Raw genomic sequence first — 25,488 nt, 5'->3', positions numbered from 1 at the left:
ATGGTTTTGATTTAGCGGTTGCGCATGGCGCGGCGGATGTCGAGATCGGCATCTTTCTTCTTCAAGGTATCGCGCTTGTCGACCGTGTCTTTGCCTTTGCAGAGCGCCAGTTCGATTTTTACCTTGCCGTCTTTGAGATACGCTTTGAGCGGTACGAGCGTCAGCCCTTTTTCGCCGATCTTACTCTGCAGTCGAGAGATTTCTTTTTTATGCAGGAGCAGGCGGCGCGGACGGGTCGGAGTGTGGTTGTGGACGTTGCCGTGGCTGTACGGCTGAATGGTCATTTGCAGGACTTCAGCCTGACCGTTTTCGATGTGAGCGTAGGCTTCGTCGATGCGGATGTGGCCGTCGCGGATCGATTTAACTTCGGTGCCGCGCAGTTCAATTCCGGCTTCGAGCTTTTCCAGAACGTGAAAATCCCGGAACGCTTTGCGGTTGGTGGCCAGCACGCCGGAAGCATCCCGGGATTCTTTTGCCTTTTGGGACATGTTTACAGAACGATATCGGAACCTTCTTCGAACGTGTCAAAGGAGGAGCTCATATCAACGGGCTGAACGCCCATTTCAACAGTCAGCTTGCCTTCGACAATTTCTTTGAGAACGACATCGTGATAGTCCTGCTCCGGGAAGTCGCGCTTGACCATCGGACGTTCACCGCGGATGAGCTGGCGGGTACGGTAGGAAACCAGATTCACCAGTGTCGGGATGCTGCCGATTTTTTCTTCTGCTTTGCTCAGATATTCGAAGTTCATAGTGCGTTCAATCCTCTCATTGGAAACTAAAAAGCGGGGCGTAATGTACACGCCCCGCTTTCCGCCGTCAAACGGCAATTTGGCATTTATCAGCGACTTACATCATGCCGCCCATGCCGCCGCCCATACCGCCCATATCAGGCATAGCCGGTTTGTTCTTTTCCGGCAGGTCGGTGATCATACATTCGGTCGTCAACAGCAGGCCCGCGATGCTGGCCGCGTTCTGCAGGGCAGAGCGGGTCACCTTGGTCGGGTCAATGATGCCGGCGGCGATCATGTCTACATATTCGCCGGTGGCGACGTTGTAGCCGTTGTTGCCTTTGGCTTTTTTGACTTCCTGCACGACGATGGCACCTTCGATGCCGGCGTTGTCCACCAGCTGGCGGAGCGGGGCTTCGCAGGCTTTACGGACAATCTGGGCACCAATGGCTTCGTCGCCTTCGAGTTTCAGGCTGTCGAGAGCCTTCTGAGCGCGAATGAGCGCCACACCGCCGCCCGGCACAATACCTTCTTTGGCAGCTGCGCGGGTTGCATGCAGAGCATCTTCAACGCGGGCTTTCTTTTCCTTCATTTCAGATTCGGTCGCCGCGCCGATGTTGATGACGGCTACGCCGCCAGCCAGCTTCGCCTGACGTTCCTGCAGTTTTTCGCGATCGTAGTCCGACGTGGTTTCTTCGATCTGACGCTTGATCTGGTCAACGCGGGCGTTGATGTCCACTTTCTTGCCGGCGCCGTCCACGATAACCGTTTCATCTTTGCTGACGGTTACGCGTTTGGCGCGGCCGAGGTCAGCCAGCGTGACGCTTTCGAGCTTGATGCCGAGGTCTTCGGTAATGAACTTACCGGCGGTCAGGATGGCGATATCTTCCATCATCGCTTTGCGGCGGTCGCCGAAGCCTGGAGCCTTGACGGCGCAGACGTTCAGGGTTCCGCGCAGTTTGTTGACGACCAAAGTCGCCAGCGCTTCGCCTTCGATATCTTCCGCGATAATCATCAACGGCTTGCTGCTCTTGGCTACGCTCTGGAGAAGCGGGAGCATGTCCTGCAGGTTCGAAATCTTTTTCTCGAACAACAGAATGTAAGGATCTTCCAGTTCCGCTTCCATCGCTTCCGCGTTGGTCACGAAGTAAGGCGAGAGGTAACCCTTATCGAAGAGCATACCTTCTTTGACTTCGAGGCTGGTTTCCATCGACTTGGATTCTTCGAGGGTGATCGGGCCGTCTTCGCCGACTTTAGCCATTGCGTCGGCAATGATCTTGCCGATTGCGGTGTCGCCGTTGGCGGAAATCGTTCCGACCTGAGCGAGTTCTTCGGTGGATTTTGTCTTCTTGCTCATCTTGGCGAGAGCTTCGACCAGAGCTTCGGCGGCTTTGTCGATACCGCGTTTCAGGCTCATCGGATTGGCACCGGCGGTGACGTTCTTCAGACCTTCGCGATAGATCGCTTCGGCCAGAACGGTCGCGGTGGTGGTGCCGTCACCGGCGATGTCGCTGGTCTTGCTGGCAACTTCACGAACCATCTGTGCGCCCATGTTTTCAAAGGGATCATCCAGTTCGATTTCTTTAGCGACGGACACGCCGTCTTTGGTGACGGTCGGTGAGCCGTATTTCTTGTCGAGAATTACGTTGCGGCCTTTCGGTCCGAGGGTGACTTTAACCGCGCGGCTCAGCTTTTCTACGCCTTTGAGCATTGCGTCGCGGGCTTCTACATCGAATTTCATCTGTTTAGCCATTATGCTTCTCCTTATAAGTTTTTAGTTAGCCGATCACAGCGAGAATATCTTCTTCGCGCATGATCTGGTATTCCTTGCCGCCCATCTTGACTTCCGTTCCGCCGTATTTCGGCATGAGCACGGTGTCGCCTTTTTTCACGTTGAAGGGAATGACTTTGCCGTTGTCGTCCAGCTTGCCGGTTCCCAGCGCAATCACTTTGCCTTCCTGTGGACGCTCTTTAGCGGTGTCAGGAATAATGATACCGCCTTTTTTCATTTCGGATTCTTTAATCGGCTCGACCAATACGCGGTCACCTAACGGTTTAATGTTCATGGATGCACTCCTCCTTGTTTGGTTTCAGTTTTTTTGCGGCGGCGCAGGACGCGTCGCCGCATACAATTAACATCTGAGATTACTTCTTCTTGTCGTCGTCCATCTTGTAGTCGGCGTCGATCACATCGCCATCCGCCTGTTTTTCGCCTTTGGGCTGTTCGCCGCCCGGCTGTTGTTGCTGGGTCTGCGCTTCGGACTGCGCCTTGGAATACATTTCCGTGGCCGCTGCCTGCATGGCTTCGTTCAGTTTTTCCATGGTCGACTTGATCTGCTCGTCGTTGTCGCTCTTGAGCGCTTCCTTGACCGGCTCAATCGCCGCTTCAACAGCAGCTTTGTTGTCGGCGGAAATCTTATCGCCGTTTTCCTTCAGGAATTTTTCCGTCTGGAAAACCGTGCCGTCGGCCTGATTGCGCAGATCAACACGTTCCTTGGCCTTTTCGTCTTCAGCCGCGTGCATTTCCGCATCCTTCATCATCTTTTCGACCTCGTCTTTGGACAAGCCGCTCGAAGAGGTGATGGTGATGTGCTGTTCCTTGCCGGTGCCGAGGTCTTTGGCCTTCACATTCAGAATGCCGTTGGCGTCGATATCGAACGTTACTTCAATCTGCGGCACGCCGCGCGGTGCCGACGGAATACCGTCGAGCTGGAAATGGCCGAGAGTCTTGTTGTCCTTCGCCATCTTGCGTTCGCCCTGAAGAACATGAATATCCACGGCAGGCTGGCTGTCAGCGGCCGTTGAGAAAATTTCGCTCTTCTTGGTCGGGATGGTGGTATTGCGTTCGATCAGCGGAGTGCGTACGCCGCCGAGCGTTTCAATACCGAGCGTTAGCGGAGTGACGTCGAGCAGAAGCACATCTTTCACTTCGCCCTTCATAATGCCGCCCTGAATCGCCGCGCCGACCGCGACGACTTCGTCCGGGTTCACGCCTTTATGCGGTTCTTTGCCGCCGAAGAGCGCTTTCACCGAACTCTGTACCTTCGGCATACGGGTCGAACCGCCGACCAGAATCACTTCGTCGATCTGGCTGTTGGTCAGTTTGGCGTCCTGCATACAGGTTTTGACCGGGCCTTCGGCGCGGGCGATCAGATCGTCCACCAGCTGCTCCAGTTTGGCCCGGGAAAGAGTGACGTTCAGATGCTTCGGGCCGCTGGCGTCCGCCGTGATAAACGGCAGATTAATGTCGGTGGAGTTCGAACTGGAAAGTTCGCACTTGGCCTTTTCCGCCGCTTCTTTGAGGCGCTGCTGAGCCATCGGATCTTTGGAAAGATCGACTCCTTGTTCTTTTTTAAATTCCTGAACCAGCCAATCCATGACTTTCTGGTCGAAGTCGTCGCCGCCAAGGTGTCCGTCGCCATTGGTGGCGGCCACTTCGAACACGCCGTCGCCGATATCAAGCACGGAAATATCGAACGTTCCGCCGCCGAGGTCGTAGATGGCGATTTTTTCGTCATGCTTTTTGTCGAGGCCGTACGCCAGCGAGGCGGCGGTCGGTTCATTGACGATACGCAGCACTTCGAGCCCGGCAATCTTGCCGGCGTCTTTGGTGGCCTGCCGCTGACGGTCGTTGAAGTAAGCCGGAACGGTGATAACCGCCTGCGTAATTTTTTCGCCGAGGTAAGCTTCCGCGTCGGTCTTCATTTTCTGAAGAATCATCGCGGAGATTTCCGGCGGCGCGTAGGTCTTGTCGCCAATCTTAATGTGCGCGTCGCCGTTGGAAGCTTTGACGACTTGATAGGGCACCAGTTCGATTTCGTGGGCGACTTCCGCGTAATTTCGGCCCATGAAACGCTTCACCGAAAAGATGGTGTTCTTCGGGTTGGTAACGGCCTGGCGTTTTGCCGCCTGACCGACGAGCCGATCGCCGTCCTTGGTGAATGCCACGACCGACGGGGTTGTCCGCCCGCCTTCAGCGTTTGGAATAACGGTGGGTTCGCCACCTTCCATAATCGCCATACAGGAATTAGTCGTTCCGAGGTCGATTCCTAAAACTTTTGATGCAGTTGTCATAGTTTTGATCCTTTCAGTTTACATTCGAAATCCGTCTCAGGTTAAAGCAGACAGTGTGCCGAGGAGAAGTTTTTGGTTATTAGTTGTTGGCTATTAGCGTTTTGAGAATAACATCGCAAAGGGTCAGTCAGGAATTTATTCGACCGCTTTGTCCCATCTGCCGGATTGTTAGCGCCAAACTGTCGCAGTTGCGCTAACTGGCGGCAGGCAGATCGCTGAGTTTATACCCGTTCATGCCAAGCACTTCTTCCGTCGTCCTGAAATGGCATTTACAGGTTTTCAGCAGAATGCCGGGGCCTTTGTTGGCGATCAGTTCAGCCGCAATCTGCTTAACTTTAGCGGAGCAGCCTTTCGGTACGGTTTCAATGCCGAAATCTTTTTCCATTTTGCGCAGTGCCATCAAAAATCCGGCGCGGGCCAGAATGGAGGCGGCGGCAACGGCGGGATCGGACTCCGCTTTGGTGCGCTGATCCATTTTAATTTTTTTACCTTTTTCCATCAGCGCGCGCTCAATCAGGACGGTCGATGCAAATTTATCGGAAAGGGCGCGCGGGCAGTCGGGCACTTTTTCGAGCAGGTTTTCGATGGCGCGGGCGTGGCCCCAGGCGAGGAGCTTATTCACATTGCCGATTTTGGCGTACATGCGGTTGTAGGCTTCGGGGCCGATGGCGACGACGGCGTATTTGCCGTCGAGCTTTTTCCGGATATCGGAAGCGAGTTGCAGGGCAACGCGGTCGCTGGTGATTTTTTTACTGTCGCGTGCGCCAAGCTCCTTGAGGATTTCAACGCTTTTGGCATCGGTGTAAACCGAGGCGATCACCATAGGGCCGAAAAAATCGCCTTTGCCGCTCTCGTCAACGCCCATGTGAGGCTGAACACTTTCAGGGTCGTGGATTGCGTCATAACCAAGGCGGGCTTCGCCGAGCACTTCAGGTTCAAGGGTGAAGGTGATCCACTCTTCGGCACCTTTGCCCTGAACGAGACATTTTCCGGAGTTGTAGAGATTTACGCAGCAGGTTCCTGTGTTTACGGCAATTTGCGTGTGAGGAACCTCAACGGGGGTATAGTGCGGTGCGCGGAGCAGGGCGGCCAGTTTTTCCTGCTGTTCATCGGTGAGTTTAATAGTGAAGGAGTTTTGTTTCATCTGCCGGAGGTTATTAACAGAATTTTGATTTAATGGGAGCGCAAAATGGCGGAGTTGCGTTTTCAGATTGATAAAAAAATGAAAATACGATAACTTTGGTACAGTTTAATATGAGAACCGCGAGATACATTCTGGTCTTACTTCTTTTTACCGCTGGCATTGCGGGAGCCGTTGCGCCGAATTTCGCGGATATGGCGGTTCTTCTGGCAAAAGGTTATTTCGGGAATTACGTGAAACGGGATGCTCCACTGGAACGATGTGCAATGTTTTTAAACGGCAAGGGGGTATCCTTTTCATTGTTTGATCTGGTGGATCCGAACAAAGCGGTTACGAGAGAAGATTTGGCAAGAGCCGTTGGACAGTCCATGCTACTGTTTTCAGGCGAGGCAGAAGTTGTAAATGGCCGTATTAAAAAACCGTTAGAAGCAGAAACGTGGGTTGACTACTGTCTGTTGAATGATATAGATTTAAACCCTATTTGGAACGGGTTTGTCCGATGTACAGCGGAAGGAAATCTTCCGGAGGTCAGGAAGTTTTTCAAGAGATAGTCCGGCGGATCAAAAGGAGATTCGGAAATGAAAAGAAATGCAACCAGTTTGTTTTTTGCTCTTATCGCAGTCATTGGACTTTTGACATCGTCGGCGTTTGCTGATCTTGGATTGCAAGCACTTGCGGCGGGATCGCAGGGTGCTCCGGCGGTCGGTCAGGCGGTTCTGACGGCGGCACGGGCAGTTTACGCCAACAACACCGATCCGGCCGTTATTCAGCAGCAGTTGATTGCCATTTTAAATGAAGCCGCAGCCACCGGAAATGAGTCGGCCATTCGCTATGCGATCGTGGCTGTGATGATGGCTGGCGGGACCGAAAATCTCGCGGCGAGCAAGGCCGCTATCAATAACAGTAATGCGTTCGCCAGCTATGAGTCGCTGACAGCAGTTACTGTCGCCGCGGTCGAAATGCTGATGACCGGCGGTGGAGACGGGGCTGCCAGCGGAGGTGCGGATATGGGTGGTAGTGGCGGTGATTCTTTGGGCGGTGGAAATAAAGAGCTCGGCGGCGGGAGCTACCCGATTGACACACCAACGACGCAAATCGTAATTGATCCCGACAATCCGTTTACCTGGGGAAGTTTAACAGGTGGTGAAGTCATCAGCTCTCCGGCCACGCCAATTTAGTAAACCGGTCTGATAGAGTTAATTTGTGCTTATTTTAGTGAACCATTTGTCGGAAAGGGCCATATGAGCAGAGGAAAAGTTTGGATGCCGGTTCTGATCGGGCTTATTGCGGGGCAGATATTCGCGGCGGGTGAACGTCCGTTCAAAGTGGTTAATACCGTGCGGGTTGGTTATAGCGATAATCTATATCGTTCCACTTCTACTAAAGAGGCTGGATCGTTTGTAACGGATATCATCGATCTTTCGTTTCGTGCGGCGCTGTCAGATCGCACGGATGTGATGGTTAAATCACAGCTCACACTTCTGGATGATAGCAGCGGAAGCGATTTTTATCCCAATCTGTATATGATGCTGAATCACTCTGTTTCCCCGCGTTTGCTATTACGTCTTTCCGAATACTATCGCAGCGGTGAAAAATCCGGGAGTGATGTGCATCAATCCGACAAGAACGCACGCTACAATTATTTTAATAACAGAATCGAAGGCTCTGCTGACTATGTGCTGACCGGAAAAGACCGGCTAAGCGGATCGTTGAGTCATGACATTCTGCGGCACGACGAGGCAATTAATGAGAACGATACGACAACCGTCGGAGCCGGGGCATCGTGGAGCCGGGAGCTTAGTCCGCAACGCACCTATGCGACCCTTAATCTGCGTCAGAGCAACGTCACCTATGACAATCGCCCGAAAAATTCTACGAGTGTTACCAATGGCATTTATACCAATTCCGTTACATATCTGGGTGACAGCGCGTCTTATGATCAAACAGATATATCTGTCGGACTGAATCACACCTTTAACCAGCAGTGGCAGGGGAGTGTGGAGGTTGGTGTGGCCAATGTTACACCAAACTTCTCTGATTCAATATCGGGGTTCGGGAATCCGACAAACTCGTCGACTTTTGTAACGAACAAAGTCGACAACAATTCTCAGCTGAACCCGATACTGAGAATGGGATTGGTTTACAGTCCATCACCTAGAACGCGGCTGACGGGTGATTTGGCTCTCAGTCATAAAGCATCTGATGATACTGGGTATGGCGGGCAGGATACGACGGAATTAGCTTTCGGAGCACAACACGATCTCACTGCCAAGTTGATGGCGAAAGCCACGGTTCGTTTTGCAAATACAAAGTATGATGCACAGGATAATACGACTGGCAGTAAGGCAGAAAAAACCGAGGATCGCATGGATGCGGAACTCCGCCTGACCTATAAGTTGAACCGGATGCATTTCCTTGAAGCAGGTGTGAAGCACAGTGAGAAAAGCAGCGATGCCGACGGCGACTGGACTGAAAACAGAATGGATGTCGGTTGGCGCGTTGAACTGAATTAGAAATCTGCCTGATGGAGATTCCAAACTATGGTGAGGTTAGCCGCCTCACCATCATTATTTAAAAGAGGGCTTACTAATGAGTGAAAATCAGAAGAAAGAAACCGCATTGCATTTTCTGGATTACTGGCGGGTCATCCGTTCCCGTAAGGAGATTGTTCTGGCTGTCCTTTTCCTGGTGGTGATTACCGGGACAGCCTACACATTCACTCTGCCGAAAATTTATGCCGCGCAGTCCCGCATTCAGGTTAATAATGACAGCGTTGACATCGATCCTTTCAATCCGGCGATGAGTGGCGCGAGAGGATATGATCCCTATTTTCTCCGCACGCAGTTTGAAATTATTCAGTCAAAACCGATTCTTTATGAAGTAATCAACCGGCTTAACCTGCAGGAAATCTGGGGGAAGAACGGCGAAAAAATTCAGAAGGAGCTGGCTTATAAAATCCTCCTTTCGAGTCTGGATGTGAGCCAGTATCGCGATACGAACCTGATTTCTCTAACGGCTAAACGTCAGGATCCGAAAGAGGCCGCACGGATTGCCAATGAGCTGGCTGATGTCTATCGGGACATTCGTCTGGATCTCAAATACAAAGAAATGACGCGCGCAATGGACGCTCTTTCGCGCGAGCTCGAGAAGCAGCAGGAAAAAGTTGATTTGGCTCAGCAGCGCGTTGAACAGCTCCGTCAGGAACTTGATATTACTGTTCTGCCCGGATCCTACGCCGGGCAAAGTGAAAACAGCGTCGAAAAACTTCGTTTACAGCAACTGGAAGGTGATCGTATTGCCGCCCGCGTTGAAATGCTGGTGGCAAAGGCCCGCTTTGAGCAGCTGGATGCCATGAGCGATGAAGATCTGCGGACAGCGTCTGCCTATCTTACACAGGATCCTTTTGTTGAAGCCATGCGCTCCCAGATCAAGGACTATGATGTAGCACTGACCTCGATGCTTGAAACCTACGGGGCCAATTATCCCGAGGTGAAAAAGACGCAGGCAGCCCGTGACGAACTGATAGTAAAACTACAGCGTGCGCTGGGGGGAATTAAAAAAGGAACTCAGGCGCAGTACATTGTCGCCAAATCGAAATTTGAAGCATTGGAAGAAGAGTTGCGCGGCGTTAAGTCGAGTGATCAGGACTCTCAGCGGGATAAGTTTGTGCCTTTCAACAAAGCCCAGCAGGAGTTCGACATTCAGCGGTCCATTATGACTGCGCTCAAATCACGCATTGCTCAGGAGGGAATCACGCTGAAGGTTCCCCGCACACCGGTTGAAATTGTTGATTCGGCTGAAGAATCAACCCGCCCGGTCAGTCCGAATCTTATTATGAATGTGCTGTTAAGTATTTTTATCGGTCTGGGTTCCGGTATCGGTCTGGCTTACTTTATTGAATATCTCGATACATCAATTAAAACGGCGGACGATGTTGAGCGTTGGATTGAGCTTCCCGTGCTGGGGCTGATTCCGCAAAAGGTGCGTCCATTGATCGAAGAAGGGCCGGACAGCGAACATGCAGAAGGATACCGGGTGTTGCGTACCAACATGGCCTTTACCGACTCCGGGCCGAGCCGCGGTGCCTTTGCGGTGCTGAGCGGGGGCGCTGGCGAAGGAAAGTCGACCACGGCTTTCAATCTGGCCTATGTCTGTGCGCAGCAAGGTGAAAAAGTTCTTTTGGTGGACGCTGACTTGCGTCGGCCTGTGCAGCATACCATTCTCGGTGTCTCTAACCGCTTCGGTTTAACCAATGTGCTGTTGCGCGACGTTCCGGTTGAAGAAACCATCAAAACAACCAGCGTTCCGAATCTTCATTTTCTGCCTAGCGGGCGTCTGCCGCGCACTTCACTCGGCGTGCTGGATCCAAAACGTATCAGCGAACTGGTGCACAGTTTGAAACTGAAATATGACGTAATCGTCTTCGACACGCCGCCGCTGGTTGGTATCAGCGACTCGGCGGTTATTGCCAAGGAAATGGACGGTGTATTACTGGTCGTGCAATATCGCAAATATCCTCGCGACTTGATCATCCGCGCCAAACAAATGCTGGATACGCTTGGCGTTCCGCAGGTCGGTGTGGTGTTGAATAACATCAATATCATGCGCGACGATTACTACTATTATTACCACTCGTATTATTCGAACTATGATTATTACCGCTCGCAGGAAGCGAATCCGGTCGTTTCTCAGGGAGCACAAGGTCAGGCGTAAAAGGAGTAAGGATGAGACAGTTAGGACTATTTTTTGCCTTGTTGATGATATTTGTTTTTACCGGATGCACCAGTCGTCCAGTGATACCGGGAGCCGATGGAGAGGTGGCTGGATATCAGCTGCGCTCGCTTGACCCGCTTCAAATCAGGTTGCTTGGCATCCCCGAGGAGAAGCTGATTGATACAGTTATCGATGAGAAAGGGAGCATTTCAATTCCCTTTGTCGATGAGCCTGTGAAAGCCGGAGGGCTGACAACTTCGGAGCTGGAACGTAAAATTCAGCGCATTTACACCGATGGACAGATTTACCGTTCAATTACGGTAAACGTGATGACTTCGGCGAAATCCTATTATATGGACGGAGAGGTTCGCAGCCCTCGTGAATATCCTCTGAACCGCCGGATTACTTTGTTGCAGGCCATTGCAGCAGCCAGCGGATATACAGAATATGCCAATGAAAAGAACATCACGATCACCCGCAATGGGAAAATAATCAAAGCCAATGCGATGGATATAGAGAAACATCCTGAGAAGGATATTCCCATAGAAGCCGGCGACCGGATTAACGTCCATCGCTCCATGTTTTAAGAAAACTTTTCGAAAGTCCGCTGGTCATTTCGCGGGAATTTTACTTCCGCTTGGGGCTTCGGATGGCCGGATCGAGTTGAAAGCGAATATCTTTAATTTCCTGTAGTTCCGGAATGGCCGCAATTTTCTTAAGCAGTTGTGCCTTCGGCAAGCGGCGCAACTCGGCCAGCCAGCCCGGGTGGTCTGCGTTCAGGTATAAAAACCCGCCTTTTATATGAGATGGACTGACGTGTTTTGCGAGCTGATCGCCGACAATCACAGGCCAGCGTTCGGTAATAATTTCCGGCAGCAACGCAACCTCTGCTTCATCTTTTTCTATTCGAAGAATTCCCGACAGGATATCGCCGATACACTTTTCCGGATGCCGTTGCGGCGGAGGGAACCGGTCTTCAATATGAAAACGTTCCCGGGTCAGTTCCCACTTCAGTTGGTTGTCGTTTGGCTGCTTCATGGTGATCGTTGTTTGCATAAAGGTTTTGAAACCGGCAAACTGTAGCACACAAAAAGGATACGGCGCACCTTGAATTCAATTCACGAATATATGTTTTCCCTGATGTTGATGCCGGTGCTTCTGGCGCTGTCAGCCTTTTTCTCATGTTCTGAAACCGCACTTTTTTCACTGTCTCCTGAGGCAGCCCGCCGCCTCCGGGAACACCGGAGGATCGACGAGCTGCTGACAGTGCTTCACAAAGATCCTTCAGGGTTGCTGACAGCCATTCTATTCGGAAATCTGGTTGTTAATGTTTTGTTCTTCTGTACCGGAGCGGAAGCCGTCGGACGGCTGGCAGAAAACCGGGGCGGGTGGTTTGAAGCGTTTGGCGGCGCACTGGTTTTGCTGGCGGTTATTTTGTTTGGAGAGATCATTCCGAAAACCGTCGGCATCACTCATCCGTCCGGTGTTCTTCATCTGACCGCTGCGCCTTTGCGGGGCTGGTTTTATTTTACCCGCCCGTTCCGTCTTTTTATCCGCTGGTTGCTTGAACGTTTTGGTCTGCACGACGGCATAGCCGCAGGTGTGAAAAATTATCTTACACCGGGCGAGCTTAAGGAGCTGCTGGATGCCGTTCAGCATGAGCCGGGATTCGGTTCACACGAAAAAGAAATTCTCGAAGACATCGTCAATCTGCCGGATGTCCGCGTGCGGGAAGTTATGGTTCCCCGCGTGAAAGTATTGCGCAAACCGCTTGATGCGGACCGCCGCGAACTGCTTGAGGAGGCTCGCCGGAACGAATACAGCCATGTGCTGATCTATCGCGACAAGGATGATGACCCGCTGGGATATGTCAGTATTCGGGATCTGTATATGGATAGGGGACAGACGGACTCACTGGAATCATTTATTCATCCGCTTGTTTTTGTTCCCGAAACCAAGCGGGCCGACGCGCTGCTAAGCGACTTCATGACCCATGACTGGCAGATGGCGGCGGTGGTTGACGAATATGGAGGACTGGCAGGCGTGGTTACGATTGAGGACCTTCTGGCTGAAGTGGTCGGCGATTTCGAACCTGAATCGGTGACAGAAATCCAAAGATTGGATGAAGTAACATACCGTCTGGACGGACAGTTGCCCATCCGGGCCTGGCGCGAACTCTTTACCGGATTTATTCCCGGTCAGGAAAAGGACACTCTGGCGTTCGATACGCTCGGCGGCTTCATCATTTCACTGCTGGGTCGTATGCCTTGTCCGGGAGACTCTGTTTCCGTGCGGAACCTGCAATTGACTGTGGAGACGATGCATCACCGCCGGATCGGCACCGTACTGCTGAGTCTGAATGAACCTGAGGTGCAGGCATGAGCGGTTGGCTGTCCATCTGCTTGATCACTGCGGCCTTGGTTGGCTCGATGCTTTTTTCCGGGCTGGAAACCGGCGGCTATCTTCTCAACCGGATCCGGTTGCGTTCCCGTGCGAGGCAGGGTGACCGTTCTGCCCGTAGCCTGCAGCACAGCTTGCGCGATGCACACCGGTTTATTTTTACCGTATTGATTGGCAATAGCATTGCGAACTATGTGATCTCCCGTGAAGTGACTCGGCTCTACATTGCAGGCGGCGTGCAGGTTCGCGGCGAATTGCTTTTAGGAATCATTCCGTGGAATGCGGAAGCCGCCGCAACGCTTACGCTCATGTTGCCGCTGTTTCTTTTCGGTGAACTGATTCCAAAAAATATTTTCAGACACCACGCTGAAACGCTCATGTACCGTTGCTCTGCTTTCCTTCGTCTGGTGCAATGGGCCTTGTTTCCGCTGACCGGTTTTTTGAAAGCGCTGTTCAATCTGCTTACCGGCGGACGGGGCCGCCGCGAAGAACTCGATGGTTTCTCACTTTCTCTTCAGGGTCTTCGCGAATATTTTTCTGAAGACACGCGTCGTGCCGCATTAAGTGACCACCAGCATGGCATGATCGACAACCTTGTTGCCATGCACCGGACATTGGCTCAGCAGGTCATGAAACCGGCGGCGAGTATGGCGCAGGTTTCAGAAAAAGCATCTGTTCGGCAGGTGCTCGATCTAATGCGTACCCGCGATGTGGATCAGGTGGCGGTTCATCATGGTCCGGCCCGCATTGTCACCGGGTTTATCAATCTGTTCGACCTGATGGATCCGGCGCTGAGTCCCGACGATCCGGTCAAACCGCTGTTGCACAAAACCGTTCGCGTGACATCCGACATGCCGCTGACCCGCGCTTTCCGGCTGCTCCGGAAACGCGGCGAACAGACGGCGGTGGTCGTGGATCGTTCCGTTCGGGTGGTCGGGCTCTTACATATCCGCGACATTGCCCGCTACATTGTTCGGGATGTCTGATTATTTACGAAAACCCGATGGGACGGAGTTGCGGAACGTATCGAGCCGTGCTATATCTAGCGGCCTCAAGGGTGAGAAAGCCCAATATCTGGTGGTTTTTAAGCAAATGGCCAACGAAGACAAAAAACACGTTTACGACGAAAGTAAGATCAAAACTCTCTCGTCTCTGGAGCATATCCGGGCCCGCGCCGGGATGTATATCGGACGAACCGGCAACGGTAATCACTACGACGACGGGATCTATGTTCTGCTCAAGGAAGTTGTCGATAATGCCATCGACGAGTTCATCATGGGGCACGGCAAGAAGGTCGAAATTACCATCGAAGAAGATACGGTGAATGTGCGCGACTATGGACGCGGCATTCCGCTCGGCAAGGTGGTCGAATGCGTTTCGCGTATCAACACGGGTGCCAAATACAACGATGACGTTTTTCAGTTCAGTGTCGGACTTAACGGCGTCGGCACGAAAGCCGTCAACGCGCTTTCCAGTTACTTCGCTGTTCGATCTCACCGTGACGGCGAGTTTGTCGAGGCGCGTTTCACTCAGGGTGTTCTGGAGACTGAAGAAAAAGGAAAGTCGAAGACGGAAGAAAACGGAACCTTCATCAGCTTTTCGCCGGATCCGGAAATTTTTAAAATCTACAAGTTCCGCGAGGATCACATTGAGCGCCGTCTGCGTTTTTATTCCTACCTCAACGCCGGACTCACGCTGGTTTTCAACGGGAAGAAAATTGTTTCTGAGGGCGGACTGCTGGATCTGATCGCCGACGAAAGCGAGTTTGAAAAAGTTTATGAGCCATTCCACTACCGCGACAAAATGCTCGAAATCGCTTTCACGCACACCAACCGGTTTAGCGAAGATTACTATTCCTTCGTCAATGGACAGTTCACCGTTGACGGCGGCACTCACCTTAGCGCCTTCAAAGAAGGCGTTCTTAAGGCGGTTAATGAATACTCTGACAGCAAGTTCGACGGCGACGACGTACGCGAAGGAATTCTCGGTGCCATCGCGATTCGCCTCAAAGAACCGGTTTTTGAATCGCAAACGAAAAATAAACTCGGCAACACCGAAATACGTGCCGATCTGGTCGCCGATATCAAAAAAGCCATTGTCGAAATGCTTCACCGTAATCGGCCGGAAGCCGACAAACTGATCGAAAAAATCAAAGACAGCCAGCGCCTGCGCAAAGAACTTCAGGATGTAAAAAAACTGGCCCGTGAGCGTTCCAAAGCGGTTTCCATTCGCGTCCCGCAACTCAAAGACTGTAAGCAGCATTTCAGCAAAGAGAAGGGGACTCACGACGATACGATGATTTTCATCACCGAAGGACAGTCCGCCGCTGGCTCACTGGTCAGTTGTCGCGATGTTACCCGGCAGGCGATCTACACGCTGAAAGGCAAGCCGCTCAACGTCTGGGATCTCAAACGTGACGCGCTTTATAAAAATGTCGAACTCTACAACCTCATGCGCAGTCTGAATATTGAAGACTCTGCCGGAGATCTGCGCTACGGCCACGTCATTCTCGCCACCGACGCCGATGTGGACGGACTGCATATTCGTAATCTAATGATCACTTTTTTTCTGCGCTTTTTCGAGCCACTGGTGCGCGACGGTCATCTTAAGATTTTGGAAACGCCGCTGTTCCGTGTCCGGAATAAAAAAGAAACGCTCTACTGCTATTCCGAGAAAGAACGCGATGAGGCCGCTGAAAAGCTTGGGCGCAGTTGCGAAATGACCCGCTTTAAAGGGCTTGGCGAAATTTCTCCTGGCGAGTTTAAGGCTTTCATCGGCAAAGAAATGCGGCTCACTCCGGTGGTCGTGGATGAAGATCATTCCATTCCGGAGGTGCTCACCTTTTACATGGGCAAAAACACGCAGGAACGCCGCACCTATATCATGGAAAATCTGGTAGTGGACGAAGAAATCCTATGAGCGAAGAACAGGAAATGCTTTTTGGCGACGTGCTGCCGGAACCGGGAAAGCCCGCCAAAAAAATGGCGGCAAAAAAGAAGGCTGTTGCGCCGGAGGACGAACTTGTCGAAGTTCCCGTTCTCAAAAAGGGGGAGCGCTCGCGGCTTGCGCTGGATTCGGAACACGGCCCGCTTCGCCAGTTGGTGGACTTCAATTTTCTGCAATACGCGTCCTATGTCATTTGCGACCGTGCCATTCCGAATGTTGAAGACGGTTTGAAACCAGTGCAGCGCCGCATTATGCATGCGCTGTCCGAAAAGGATGACGGACGCTTTATTAAAGTCGCCAACGTGGTCGGCCACACCATGCAGTATCATCCGCACGGCGACGCATCCATCAACGATGCGTTGGTGAACCTGACTAATCTCGGTGGCTATCTGATCGAAGGACAGGGAAACTTCGGCAACATTTACACCGGCGACCGCGCCGCCGCTCCGCGCTATATTGAATGCCGACTCACTCCGCTGGCCCGTGAAGAACTGTTTAACAAGGAGCTCACGCGCTACATTCCCAGCTACGACGGGCGCAACAAGGAGCCAGTTGTTCTGCCGTGTAAACTGCCGTTGCTGCTCATGCTCGGTGCCGATGGAATCGCCGTCGGGCTTTCGACCAAAATTCTGCCCTACAACTTTATCGAACTGCTTCAGGAGCAGATTGAAATTCTCCACGAGAAAGTGCGCACGCCGCATAAATGCACCGCGTTGCCCGACTTTCAGACTGGCGGACTCATGGATGTTTCCGAATACGACAACGGAAGCGGCAAAGTCAAAGTCCGCGCGAAAATCGAAGAGCGCGGCGGCAACCGGCTGATCATCACCGATCTGCCGTACGGCCAGACCACCGAATCGCTGACCACGTCCATCGAAGAAGCGGTGCGGAAGAAAAAAGTGGCCGTGCGCGCCATTAATGATTTTACCGCTGAAAACGTCGAGATTGAGCTGGTTCTTTCGCAGGGTGCCGATCCGGAACAGGTCAGACAGGCCCTCTATGTTTTTACCGCCTGTGAAACGGCCATCACCAGCCGCATCGTGGTGATTCGCAATAATCGTCCCGTCGAAATGACGGTGGATGAAATTCTGCATCTGAATACGAACCAACTGCTCACGATTCTTGAAGCGGAACTCAACCTGAGAAAAGACAAACTGCTCGACGCCTTTCACACGAAGACGCTGGTACAGATATTCGTCGAGAATCGGATCTATAAAAAAATTGAACAGTGTAAAACCTATGAAGCGGTTCATAAAGCTGTCATGGAAGGTCTTGAGCCCTTCAAGAAACTGCTTCGCCGGCCTGTTGTGACCGAAGACATCGAAATGCTGCTCGCCATCCAGATCAAGCGCATCTCGCTCTTCGACATGAGTAAGAATAAAGAGGAGATCGAGAAAATCCTTGCCGAGCTTGATGAAGTGGAGAAAAACCTCAAGAGCCTGACGGTGTACGCCACCCGCTACCTCAAAGAGCTCATTAAAAAATACAAAGACCGCTATCCCCGCCTCACTCAGATCAAAACGTTCAAGGAGATCGAGGTTCGCGAGCTGACCGCCACCGAACTTCATATCCAGCACGATCTGGAAAGTCACTTTGTCGGCTCCGGAGTCAAAGGCGAGTCGCTCCTGAAATGTTCCTCGCTCGATAAGCTGATTTTTGTCTGGGATGACGGTCGCTACCAAATGGTTCCGCCGCCGGAAAAACTGTTTGTGGACGGCAACCTGCTCTACAACGCCATCTTCGACCGGGATCGAGAAATGACCTGTGTCTATACCAACGACCGTGAAACCTATATCAAGCGTTTCACCTTCGGCGGCACTATAATGAATCGCGACTACCAGCTCGCGCCGGAAGGTTCAAAAATACTTTTCTTTCAGGAAGGCTGCCCCGACGAACTTTACCTCCGCTACCGCCCCGCGAAGGGCCAGCGGATTCATCAGCAGTTCTTTAAAATCAAAGACCTCGCCGTCAAAGGCTCCAAAGCAAAAGGCAACCGTCTCACCACTAAATCGGTGCAGTATATCGATACCAAGCCCGGACGCTGGTGGCGCGATGACGAAGAAGCTCCGCAAGGCGTTCTGCTCTAAAGAGGTGTGCGGGCGCTTCGAAAGGCTGAGGGAGCCAAAAGAATTTTGACCAGCGAATGAATAAAATTTACGAATACGGGGATTTTGAATAACGATTCATTCGTAGATTTATTCATTCGCTGGTAAACGTTCCTGTTCAGTGTCTTCGGTGTATTCCATGGTTAAAATGAATTCTGTGTACGACATTCAGACATTGGAAACCCTTTGCCGGGAACCGCACCGTCTGAAGCTTTTCCGCAACGCTTTTTTCAAGAAGGCACTGCCGCTCGAAGAATGTCTGGAGAAAGCACCGGAGCTGACTGGGCAACTTGTTTTCCACGCATCGGAAACAATAGAGCGGCACGACTCGCAGCGCGACGGCGCAACCAAAATGGTCCTGCGGACAGCTGACGGACACAAGATCGAGGCCGTGATTCTACGGATCGCCTCGGGCCGGACAAGCCTCTGTATTTCATCGCAGATCGGCTGCGCCGCCGACTGTCAGTTTTGCGCCACCGGTAAGCTCGGTTTCATCCGCAACCTGACCGCCGACGAAATGCTCGATCAGGTTTTGCTCGCCAAGCGGCTTTTGCGCGAAGAAGGGCGGACGCTTCGCAACGTCGTAGTGATGGGCATGGGCGAGCCGCTCCGCAACGAAGCGAACCTTTTCCAATGTCTGGAAATCCTGCGCGATCCGCGGTTTTTCAATCTCTCCGACAACCACCTGATGGTTTCTACCGTCGGCATTCCGGATGCGATGGTGCGTTTTTCAGAACGGTTTCCAACCATCCGGCTGGCGCTCAGCCTGCACAGCGCGCGGCAGGAAGTCCGCGAGCGGATTATGCCGGTTGCCAAAGTTTATACGCTGGAAAAGCTGAAATCTGTTTTGCCGGAGGTCGGGGAGTTTATGGTTGAGCTTCTTTTGTTGAAGGGCATCAACGACGGGCCGGAAGATGCCGCCGCTTTGATCGACTTTCTGCACGGCACGAAAGCGCACATCAACCTGATTCAGTTTAATCCGCACCCCGGCGCACAGTTCGAACCGGTTTCCGAAGAGACCCGTAAAGCCTTCGCCGATGAACTGAAGCGCGCCGGATTTAAAGTAACACTGCGCTACTCCCTCGGCGACGACATCGCCGCCGCCTGCGGCCAGCTGGCGGGGAAATGAAAAACGAAAGGGTAAGAGGCAATTCAAGGCTGTTATTTCTATACAAAAGGTTGCACTAAACGGAACTTAATGTACACTAAACACCGATGCAACCCATGTTTGAGTTAATCAGGAGCTTGCGGGACTTTGCTGATGCAAAGGCACGGGTGTTTGCTTTGTCAGACCTGCGGGCTTTGCTCCCGGGACACGGGGAAGGCGCTTTCAAGTCAGTGGTGACGCGGCTGGAACGCAGAGGTGATCTAATCCGGGTCTGCCGGGGAATTTATATTCTGCCTGATTCAACCCTTCGCGGTAGTGATCTTTTAGGGCATACGGCCGCTTCCCTGCGCGCTGGTTTTTTCAATTATCTGAGTTTGGAAACGGTGTTGAGCGAAGCGGGAGTGATCTCACAAATTCCCGTGAACCGTCTTACTCTGATGTCCTCGGGCCGATCCGGTGTTACGGCCTGCGGGGCATATGGAAGTATTGAGTTTGTGCACACCCGCAGAAAGGCCGAAGAGCTGACACCGTTGCTGACCTACGATCCACGGTTCCATCTGTGGCGTGCATCGGTACCGTTGGCGTTGCGAGATATGCGGGCAACCCGTAGAGATACCGGACTGGTGAATCAGGAGGTGGCGAATGAATCTGTTTGATCGGCTGGTGGAACAGGCAATGCAATCGGAGCAGGCCCTCGGAACGGTACGTCCGGCTCTTGAGAAAGAACTGCTGCATCACGACATTCTGCGCGAAATGAGCCGCAACGGACTGTTGACGGGCCTGACGTTTATCGGAGGAACCTGTCTGCGCGCCTGTTACGGTTCGCCCCGGCTGAGCGAAGATCTGGACTTTGCCGGAGGGAGCAGATTCGATCCTGCCCGGCTGGCGGGACTGAAACCGCTGCTGGAAAAAACTCTTCTCAACAAGTACGGCCTGCCTGTTGATGTCAGCGATCCGGAACGGGAGGAGGGAAATGTGTGCACCTGGAAGGTACGCATTCAGACCCGTCCGGGCACGAAGCACCTTCCTGCACAGCGCATTCACATTGATATTTGCGCCGTGCCAAGTCACCAGCCGCGACCTGCAATGCTACGCAACTTTTACGGCGTGAACATGGGAACCGAAGGGCTGATCTTACAGGCGCAGACCCGCGAGGAAATTCTCGCCGACAAATGGGTTGCTCTGGCGTTTCGTCCCAACCGGGTCAAGTATCGTGATCTGTGGGACATGCTCTGGCTGGATCGACAGGGGATCCGTCTGGATATCCCGCTGTTGTTATGCAAGCTCGACGACCGCCAGCGTCTCCGGCAGGAGTTTTTATCCGTTCTGCTCAGCCGGTTGGATGACTTGGGGAATAATCCGGAACACCGGCAGGACTTCCGCAAAGAGATGGAGAGATTTCTTCCTGCTACAGACGTTCGCGAAATGCTTGGACAGCCGGAATTCTGGAAACTTTTGCTGCTTAATTTACAGGATCAGGCAGCCTTGATCAGACAGGCAATTTAAAGCCCCGCGTCGGCGATGAGCTGAAACGCGCCGGGTTCAAGGTGACGCTGCGTTATTCCCTCGGCGACGACATCGCCGCCGCCTGCGGGCAGTTGGCGGGGAAATGAATCTAATTTAGTTTCCTTGTCAGTTTCAACCTCGTATTGTGTGGCATTCCACAACGTACACGTGAATAAAGGACAATCATGAGTATCCGTAAACGCACATGGGAAATCATTTCGGCAGCAAAACCAGAAGACCCTGTGAGCCGAATATTTATGATAGCCATTTTATCGCTCATTTTTCTCAACGTTCTTGCTGTAATTGCAGGATCTGTTCAATCCATACAGGATCGATGGGGTATTTTTTTAAATATTTTTGAGGTTTTTTCGGTCAGTATTTTCACTATGGAATATATTGCGAGGCTTTGGTCGTGCACAGCCGATCATCGTTTTAGCGGACATATTTTTGGACGTATTCGTTTCGCTTTGAGAGCGATGTCTATTGTCGATCTTTTATCCATTCTTCCTTTTTATCTTCCGTTCCTTGGCATAGACCTCCGGACGCTTCGAGTTCTGCGTCTCTTTCGGATCCTTCGTGTTGCCAAGATTGGACATTATTATTCATCCCTTAATCTGATAAGACACGTTCTTCGCTCTAAGAAGGAGGAGCTTGTTCTCACGTCGGTTTTAATGGGGATTCTCCTCGTTGTAGCTTCCAGTTTGCTTTATTGCTGCGAAAACGCAGCACAGCCAAAAACCTTTTCAAGCATTCCGGCAACTATGTGGTGGGCTGTCACCACGATAACAACTGTAGGTTACGGCGACATGTGTCCAATCACCGTCCTCGGGAAAGTATGTGCAAGCATAGTGGCAGTTCTTGGTATCGGTATGTTTGCGCTCCCCACCGGGATTCTCGGGGCTGGCTTTGTTGAGGCAATCCAGAAGTCTAAGGAATCTAGGGCAGCATGTTGTCCGCACTGCGGAAAGAAACTGCCCTAGTGTGCCTGGAAGAAAGAAGAACGATAGATGAATCAAATACTTGCGCTTAGTTTCGCTGTAATAATCGTTATACTTATTGCGGTTCTGTTTCGAATCTCGATTAAAAAAACCGCGGCAGAAAAAAAAGCTTCTGAACTGGGGACCACGCTCTCCAGATTAAAAATAGAAAATACACGGCTTTCAAAGTGGCAGGTTGTTGACGATGCCGATGGAAGGGCGAAAGAAATACTGATCACAGCACAGGCTGAACTTGAGAATGCTAAGACTCAGGCCGCCTCTATGATATCTGAAAGCGCCCAAAGAGCAAAAAACCTAGAAGTTGAAGCATTGAGGGGTCTTGATTCTGCGATAGTTCAGGCGAAGGGAATTGTCGCTGAAGCTGAAAAGAAGGCGGAAGAGATAGCGGGCTCTGCGTACGAAGCCATGAAGAACGTGGAGCAACTGGGGAAAACAGCAAAAGCGATGAAGAATATCATCGAAGGTTACGGTGATGAATATCTCATACCACGGCGCAGTTTGCTTGATGATTTAGCAGAAGATTTCGGATTCACAGAGGCTGGGATCAACCTCAAGGCCGCCCGTGAACGCACAAAATCTATGGTATGTAATAGTACGGCGGCAACCTGTGAGTACGTTGAGGCGAAGCGAAAAGATACGGCGATGGATTTTGTTGTCGATGCATTCAACGGTAAGGTTGACTCCATATTGTCCCGCATCAAAAATGATAATGCAGGGAAGTTGGAGCAAGAAATCAAGGATGCATTTACCCTCGTTAATCACAACGGAAAGGCTTTTAGGGAGGCGGCCATATCTCCCGAGTATTTAGCTTCGCGTATTGATGAATTGAAATGGGCGGCGGTGGCTCAGCAGCTCAAACTGGAAGAGAAAGAAGAGCAACGACGGATTAAGGAGCAGATCAAGGAAGAAGAAAAAGCGCGGCGGGATTTTGAGCGTGCAATGAAGGATGCGGCCAAAGAAGAGGATATACTCAGAAAGGCGATGGAAAAAGCTCAGGCGCAAATTGCTCAAGCAAGCGAAGAGCAAAAGGTGAAATACGAGGCGCAGCTTACTGAGTTATCGGAGAGACTAAGAGCCGCTGAAGAAAAGAGTCAAAGAGCTCTATCCATGGCGCAACAAACAAAACGCGGTCATGTCTATATTATTTCAAATATCGGCTCGTTCGGAGAGCATGTTTACAAGATCGGTTTGACCAGAAGATTGGATCCATTGGATCGGATTAAAGAGCTTGGTGACTCTAGCGTGCCCTTTGAATTCGATGTCCACGCATTGATTTTCAGCGAGGATGCCCCCGCCTTGGAAAATCAACTACATAAGCATTTCGTTATGATGCAGATGAATAAAGTTAACTATCGAAAGGAATTTTTCAAAGTTGATATTGGCCATATCCGTGAAGAGGTCGAGAAGTTTGGGTTAGTTGCTAAATGGACGATGGCTGCCTTGGCGGAAGAGTATCGACAAAGTATGTTGATCGAAAAAGCAATAGCGGAAGATCCTGCGAAGAAAGATGCATGGATCAATCGGCAGTTATTGCTAGAGCCGGCAGACTCCTTTGCAGGTAGCGATATCGCTGACAAGGAAGGGCTTACTCCCTGTAATGGTTTGGAATTGCCCGTCGCCGATCTGACAATCACGGCTAGCGGGTCGGCGACGAGGGATAAGTCCTAAACGACAAGTGCTGAATGTGTTATTCAGTATTTATCGTTCATAACTTATCATTCTATCAGATTTTCCCTTTACTCGATGGCAGGGCATCGAGGGCGCGTTCGTCGGCGGTGCAGGCCATGCGCAGAGCGCGGGCGACGGCTTTGAAGACGGCTTCGTGGGCGTGGTGCAGATCGTCGCCATATTTCTGATCGATGTGAAGGTTCAGTTTGGCGGTGTCGCAGAACGAGCGCCAGAAGTGACCGAGAATATCGGTATCGAAGTCGCGGATCAGATTTTTCTTATTGGAAATTTCGTAGACGAGGTAGGGGCGTCCGCCGAGATCGAGCGATACTTCGGCGCTGGCGAGCGCATCGTCCATCGGAAGCAGCCAGAAGCCGTAGCGGTTAATGCCGCGCCGTTCGCCGAGCGCTTCGTTGAAAGCCTGTCCGAGCGCCAGACCGACATCTTCGATGAGGTGGTGGTAGTCCACCTGAATATCGCCGGAGGCTTTGATATCCATGTCGATTAGCGAGTGTTTGGAAAGCAGTTCCAGCATATGGTTGAAAAACGGCACGCCGGTTTCAATCGAATAGGTTCCGGTGCCGTCGAGGTTGATCGACAGGCAGATATCCGTTTCGTTCGTTTTGCGCTGTATCGTTGCTTTCCGCTGTTTCATTTTCCATATCCTTCCGGTTCTTCTGCAACCATTAGCTGCTTTTCTTTACCGGTTGCTGTGAGGTAAAGGGTATCAGGACAGATATCCTGCCCATTAGGCCAGGCAACCGTTCCGAATGTAACGAAAACCTGTTCGAAATAATTCCGGTCGTTTAGTTCCCTGAATACGCCGAAGTCGAGTAGGGGGGCGCAGTCAAACACGCCGGTTTCTCCATTCTCGAAAACCAGATCGAGCTTGTAGTCATTACGGGCTTTAACTGTTTTTAAATCGGGGTTCATGCGATCATTTTAGCGGTTCAATTTTATAGGGCAACTGTCCTTTTGCTGCCAGTGACCAGTCCGCTATCAATTCGTCCCGGTGAATTTCAATCCATGCCTGCACAAGCTTCATTTTATTTGGCGGCAGGGTTCCATCGAGCAAATCTCCATCGGGAATCGAAACAACAGCTTCCTGACCTTGATAACTCACGTGAATATGGGGCTTTTTGTGCCGCTGGTTGTCCAGAAAGTATAGATGAATAATAAGTCCGTAAAACATGGATATAACAGGCATCGCATTCTCCAAAAACTGCCGAAGGATAGTCGCTGGAAGATTGGTTTGTAAACCATATTTCAAAAGGCTATTACCTCCTTTCAGATTAAAAACAAAAGGGGATTCATATGGCAAAGGCCGCAGCAAGACACATTCTCGTCAGTACCGAAGCAGAGTGCAATAAACTCAAACAGCAGATCGCCGATGGTGCGGATTTCGCCGCGCTGGCGAAACAGCATTCGCAGTGTCCGTCTGGACAAAAGGGCGGGGCGCTGGGAACTTTTTCACCCGGCCAGATGGTTCGCGAGTTCGATCAGGTGGTTTTCAGTGCCGAAATCGGCAAGGTGCAGGGGCCGGTCAAAACGCAATTCGGCTACCATCTGGTCGAAGTGACCATGCGGACGAATTAATATGGAATGCGGCGGCTTGCCGCCGCCTTGTTTTCCGAAGCTTGCTTCGGTGAACTTGTGGAGCAAGCTCCACTTCATAAAGCGCAGGCAAGCCTGCGCAGTCCAAAACCAATTATCCACCCGCCTTTTTAACGGTATATCCGAGGGCGGATAATTCTTTGACGAGCAGGTCGCGGTGATCGCCTTGGATTTCAATGACGCCGTTCTTGACGGTTCCGCCGGTTCCGCATTGCTGCTTAAACTGCTTCGCCAGCTTTTCCAGTCCTTCCGGATGGGACGGAATCCCGGTGATCACTGTAACGCCGGAACCTTTGCGGCCTTTGGTTTCTCTTCCGACACGCACAATACCGTCGCCTTTTCCTCCTTCGCTAAAGCTTCGGCGGACAAGCGGGGTGGACGGCTTTTGATGGGGTTTGTCTTTTTTCGGCGGAAGCTGACTGCCCGGAGTGGTTTTGCTCCACTCCGGGGTCAGATCAAGACTGCCCAGATCAATCGGCATGACC

Annotated in this window: 25 protein-coding genes and 1 pseudogene; 15 read left to right on the top strand and 11 right to left on the bottom strand. The window is 51.8% G+C overall.

The window, feature by feature from the left end; genetic code table 11:
* Positions 1-11: 11 nt before the first annotated feature.
* The 6 genes and pseudogenes from smpB to HOO88_08970 all read right to left on the bottom strand — a co-directional run bounded on the left by smpB (position 12) and on the right by HOO88_08970 (position 5,948).
* The gene (smpB, locus tag HOO88_08995; protein ID NOU36889.1) at positions 12-488 is read right to left on the bottom strand and encodes an SsrA-binding protein SmpB; all 477 of its coding nucleotides are present in this window, start codon (positions 486-488) and stop codon (positions 12-14) included.
* An 83-nt stretch (positions 489-571) separates the two neighbouring features.
* Positions 572-751: pseudogene (locus HOO88_08990) on the bottom strand (DNA-directed RNA polymerase subunit omega).
* 97 nt (positions 752-848) lie between these two features.
* Entirely contained in the window at positions 849-2,486 is a 1,638-nt protein-coding gene (gene groL / locus HOO88_08985; GenBank protein ID NOU36888.1) for a chaperonin GroEL, read from the bottom strand.
* A gap of 22 nt (positions 2,487-2,508) precedes the next feature.
* Positions 2,509-2,796 carry a co-chaperone GroES gene (groES, locus tag HOO88_08980; GenBank protein ID NOU36887.1) on the bottom strand — a complete coding sequence of 96 codons (288 nt, stop codon included), beginning with the start codon at positions 2,794-2,796 and terminating at the stop codon, positions 2,509-2,511.
* Between the two features lie 79 nt (positions 2,797-2,875).
* Entirely contained in the window at positions 2,876-4,804 is a 1,929-nt protein-coding gene (gene dnaK, locus HOO88_08975) for a molecular chaperone DnaK (GenBank protein ID NOU36886.1), read from the bottom strand.
* Positions 4,805-4,997: 193 nt separating this feature from the next.
* On the bottom strand, positions 4,998-5,948 hold the full coding sequence (locus HOO88_08970) for a ribonuclease HIII (GenBank protein ID NOU36885.1): 951 nt from the start codon (positions 5,946-5,948) through the stop codon (positions 4,998-5,000).
* Between the two features lie 110 nt (positions 5,949-6,058).
* On the opposite strand from HOO88_08970, the gene HOO88_08965 reads away from it, so the two are divergent.
* From HOO88_08965 to HOO88_08945, 5 genes are all read left to right on the top strand, one after another.
* Positions 6,059-6,496, top strand: a complete 438-nt coding sequence (locus HOO88_08965; protein NOU36884.1) for a hypothetical protein — start codon at positions 6,059-6,061, stop codon at positions 6,494-6,496.
* Between the two features lie 27 nt (positions 6,497-6,523).
* Positions 6,524-7,123, top strand: coding sequence for a hypothetical protein (locus HOO88_08960; protein NOU36883.1), 600 nt, complete (start codon positions 6,524-6,526; stop codon positions 7,121-7,123).
* An 84-nt stretch (positions 7,124-7,207) separates the two neighbouring features.
* Positions 7,208-8,458: an outer membrane beta-barrel protein gene (locus HOO88_08955; protein NOU36882.1), complete on the top strand. Its 1,251-nt coding sequence runs from the start codon at positions 7,208-7,210 to the stop codon at positions 8,456-8,458.
* Positions 8,459-8,534: 76 nt separating this feature from the next.
* Positions 8,535-10,658, top strand: coding sequence for a polysaccharide biosynthesis tyrosine autokinase (locus tag HOO88_08950; GenBank protein ID NOU36881.1), 2,124 nt, complete (start codon positions 8,535-8,537; stop codon positions 10,656-10,658).
* Positions 10,659-10,669: 11 nt separating this feature from the next.
* Positions 10,670-11,245: a hypothetical protein gene (locus HOO88_08945; GenBank protein ID NOU36880.1), complete on the top strand. Its 576-nt coding sequence runs from the start codon at positions 10,670-10,672 to the stop codon at positions 11,243-11,245.
* A 40-nt stretch (positions 11,246-11,285) separates the two neighbouring features.
* On the opposite strand, the gene HOO88_08940 is transcribed toward HOO88_08945, so the two are convergent.
* Positions 11,286-11,714: a DUF721 domain-containing protein gene (locus tag HOO88_08940; GenBank protein NOU36879.1), complete on the bottom strand. Its 429-nt coding sequence runs from the start codon at positions 11,712-11,714 to the stop codon at positions 11,286-11,288.
* 51 nt (positions 11,715-11,765) lie between these two features.
* Here HOO88_08940 and HOO88_08935 point away from each other — a divergent pair, with 51 nt between their 5' ends.
* The 9 genes from HOO88_08935 (at position 11,766) to HOO88_08895 (ending at position 23,389) form a co-directional block, all read left to right on the top strand.
* On the top strand, positions 11,766-13,040 hold the full coding sequence (locus HOO88_08935) for an HlyC/CorC family transporter (GenBank protein ID NOU36878.1): 1,275 nt from the start codon (positions 11,766-11,768) through the stop codon (positions 13,038-13,040).
* Positions 13,037-14,044, top strand: coding sequence for a DUF21 domain-containing protein (locus HOO88_08930; GenBank protein ID NOU36877.1), 1,008 nt, complete (start codon positions 13,037-13,039; stop codon positions 14,042-14,044). Before HOO88_08935 ends, HOO88_08930 begins: the two co-directional genes overlap by 4 nt.
* Positions 14,045-14,150: 106 nt before the next feature.
* Positions 14,151-15,977: a type IIA DNA topoisomerase subunit B gene (locus tag HOO88_08925; GenBank protein ID NOU36876.1), complete on the top strand. Its 1,827-nt coding sequence runs from the start codon at positions 14,151-14,153 to the stop codon at positions 15,975-15,977.
* Positions 15,974-18,091, top strand: coding sequence for a DNA topoisomerase IV subunit A (locus tag HOO88_08920; GenBank protein NOU36875.1), 2,118 nt, complete (start codon positions 15,974-15,976; stop codon positions 18,089-18,091). The genes HOO88_08925 and HOO88_08920 overlap by 4 nt, the downstream gene beginning before the upstream one ends.
* A gap of 157 nt (positions 18,092-18,248) precedes the next feature.
* Positions 18,249-19,238, top strand: a complete 990-nt coding sequence (locus HOO88_08915) for a 23S rRNA (adenine(2503)-C(2))-methyltransferase RlmN (protein ID NOU36874.1) — start codon at positions 18,249-18,251, stop codon at positions 19,236-19,238.
* A gap of 86 nt (positions 19,239-19,324) precedes the next feature.
* Positions 19,325-19,873: a type IV toxin-antitoxin system AbiEi family antitoxin domain-containing protein gene (locus HOO88_08910; protein ID NOU36873.1), complete on the top strand. Its 549-nt coding sequence runs from the start codon at positions 19,325-19,327 to the stop codon at positions 19,871-19,873.
* Positions 19,860-20,723, top strand: a complete 864-nt coding sequence (locus HOO88_08905; protein ID NOU36872.1) for a nucleotidyl transferase AbiEii/AbiGii toxin family protein — start codon at positions 19,860-19,862, stop codon at positions 20,721-20,723. Before HOO88_08910 ends, HOO88_08905 begins: the two co-directional genes overlap by 14 nt.
* A 185-nt stretch (positions 20,724-20,908) precedes the next feature.
* A complete protein-coding gene (locus HOO88_08900; protein NOU36871.1) occupies positions 20,909-21,703 on the top strand; it encodes an ion transporter in 795 nt (264 codons plus the stop codon).
* A 27-nt stretch (positions 21,704-21,730) separates the two neighbouring features.
* Positions 21,731-23,389, top strand: coding sequence for a DUF4041 domain-containing protein (locus HOO88_08895; protein ID NOU36870.1), 1,659 nt, complete (start codon positions 21,731-21,733; stop codon positions 23,387-23,389).
* 55 nt (positions 23,390-23,444) lie between these two features.
* Here HOO88_08895 and hisB read toward each other — a convergent pair whose 3' ends face one another.
* From hisB to HOO88_08880, 3 genes are read right to left on the bottom strand one after another with little or no spacing between them, the layout of a single operon-like run.
* On the bottom strand, positions 23,445-24,044 hold the full coding sequence (hisB, locus tag HOO88_08890) for an imidazoleglycerol-phosphate dehydratase HisB (GenBank protein NOU36869.1): 600 nt from the start codon (positions 24,042-24,044) through the stop codon (positions 23,445-23,447).
* Complete coding sequence (locus tag HOO88_08885; GenBank protein NOU36868.1) at positions 24,041-24,322, bottom strand: DUF2442 domain-containing protein; 282 nt, start codon at positions 24,320-24,322, stop codon at positions 24,041-24,043. Before HOO88_08885 ends, hisB begins: the two co-directional genes overlap by 4 nt.
* 4 nt (positions 24,323-24,326) lie before the next feature.
* Positions 24,327-24,596, bottom strand: coding sequence for a DUF4160 domain-containing protein (locus HOO88_08880; protein NOU36867.1), 270 nt, complete (start codon positions 24,594-24,596; stop codon positions 24,327-24,329).
* 107 nt (positions 24,597-24,703) lie between these two features.
* On the opposite strand from HOO88_08880, the gene HOO88_08875 reads away from it, so the two are divergent.
* Entirely contained in the window at positions 24,704-24,985 is a 282-nt protein-coding gene (locus HOO88_08875; protein NOU36866.1) for a peptidylprolyl isomerase, read from the top strand.
* A 112-nt stretch (positions 24,986-25,097) separates the two neighbouring features.
* Here the strand turns inward: HOO88_08875 and HOO88_08870 are convergent, their stop codons facing one another.
* Entirely contained in the window at positions 25,098-25,484 is a 387-nt protein-coding gene (locus HOO88_08870; protein NOU36865.1) for a stress response translation initiation inhibitor YciH, read from the bottom strand.
* Between the last annotated feature and the right edge of the window lie 4 nt (positions 25,485-25,488).

It is taken from the genome of Kiritimatiellaceae bacterium (assembly GCA_013141415.1).
Classification (GTDB): Bacteria; Verrucomicrobiota; Kiritimatiellia; order Kiritimatiellales; family Tichowtungiaceae; genus Tichowtungia.
Note: the sequence above shows the minus strand (reverse complement) of the source record. Positions and strands in the feature narration are given on the sequence as shown.

What these genes read in the sequence shown, in the direction of transcription:
- HOO88_08905 (NOU36872.1), top strand. Translation starts at nt 19,860, where the DNA reads ATGAATCTGTTTGATCGGCTGGTGGAACAGGCAATGCAATCGGAGCAG.
- HOO88_08875 (NOU36866.1), top strand. Translation starts at nt 24,704, where the DNA reads ATGGCAAAGGCCGCAGCAAGACACATTCTCGTCAGTACCGAAGCAGAG.
- HOO88_08950 (NOU36881.1), top strand. Translation starts at nt 8,535, where the DNA reads ATGAGTGAAAATCAGAAGAAAGAAACCGCATTGCATTTTCTGGATTAC.
- hisB (NOU36869.1), bottom strand. Translation starts at nt 24,044, where the DNA reads ATGAAACAGCGGAAAGCAACGATACAGCGCAAAACGAACGAAACGGAT.
- HOO88_08925 (NOU36876.1), top strand. Translation starts at nt 14,151, where the DNA reads ATGGCCAACGAAGACAAAAAACACGTTTACGACGAAAGTAAGATCAAA.
- HOO88_08885 (NOU36868.1), bottom strand. Translation starts at nt 24,322, where the DNA reads ATGAACCCCGATTTAAAAACAGTTAAAGCCCGTAATGACTACAAGCTC.
- HOO88_08965 (NOU36884.1), top strand. Translation starts at nt 6,059, where the DNA reads ATGAGAACCGCGAGATACATTCTGGTCTTACTTCTTTTTACCGCTGGC.
- HOO88_08970 (NOU36885.1), bottom strand. Translation starts at nt 5,948, where the DNA reads ATGAAACAAAACTCCTTCACTATTAAACTCACCGATGAACAGCAGGAA.
- HOO88_08960 (NOU36883.1), top strand. Translation starts at nt 6,524, where the DNA reads ATGAAAAGAAATGCAACCAGTTTGTTTTTTGCTCTTATCGCAGTCATT.
- smpB (NOU36889.1), bottom strand. Translation starts at nt 488, where the DNA reads ATGTCCCAAAAGGCAAAAGAATCCCGGGATGCTTCCGGCGTGCTGGCC.
- HOO88_08920 (NOU36875.1), top strand. Translation starts at nt 15,974, where the DNA reads ATGAGCGAAGAACAGGAAATGCTTTTTGGCGACGTGCTGCCGGAACCG.
- groES (NOU36887.1), bottom strand. Translation starts at nt 2,796, where the DNA reads ATGAACATTAAACCGTTAGGTGACCGCGTATTGGTCGAGCCGATTAAA.
- HOO88_08895 (NOU36870.1), top strand. Translation starts at nt 21,731, where the DNA reads ATGAATCAAATACTTGCGCTTAGTTTCGCTGTAATAATCGTTATACTT.
- HOO88_08880 (NOU36867.1), bottom strand. Translation starts at nt 24,596, where the DNA reads ATGCCTGTTATATCCATGTTTTACGGACTTATTATTCATCTATACTTT.
- HOO88_08945 (NOU36880.1), top strand. Translation starts at nt 10,670, where the DNA reads ATGAGACAGTTAGGACTATTTTTTGCCTTGTTGATGATATTTGTTTTT.
- dnaK (NOU36886.1), bottom strand. Translation starts at nt 4,804, where the DNA reads ATGACAACTGCATCAAAAGTTTTAGGAATCGACCTCGGAACGACTAAT.
- HOO88_08915 (NOU36874.1), top strand. Translation starts at nt 18,249, where the DNA reads ATGGTTAAAATGAATTCTGTGTACGACATTCAGACATTGGAAACCCTT.
- HOO88_08870 (NOU36865.1), bottom strand. Translation starts at nt 25,484, where the DNA reads ATGCCGATTGATCTGGGCAGTCTTGATCTGACCCCGGAGTGGAGCAAA.
- HOO88_08930 (NOU36877.1), top strand. Translation starts at nt 13,037, where the DNA reads ATGAGCGGTTGGCTGTCCATCTGCTTGATCACTGCGGCCTTGGTTGGC.
- HOO88_08940 (NOU36879.1), bottom strand. Translation starts at nt 11,714, where the DNA reads ATGCAAACAACGATCACCATGAAGCAGCCAAACGACAACCAACTGAAG.
- HOO88_08910 (NOU36873.1), top strand. Translation starts at nt 19,325, where the DNA reads ATGCAACCCATGTTTGAGTTAATCAGGAGCTTGCGGGACTTTGCTGAT.
- HOO88_08900 (NOU36871.1), top strand. Translation starts at nt 20,909, where the DNA reads ATGAGTATCCGTAAACGCACATGGGAAATCATTTCGGCAGCAAAACCA.
- HOO88_08955 (NOU36882.1), top strand. Translation starts at nt 7,208, where the DNA reads ATGCCGGTTCTGATCGGGCTTATTGCGGGGCAGATATTCGCGGCGGGT.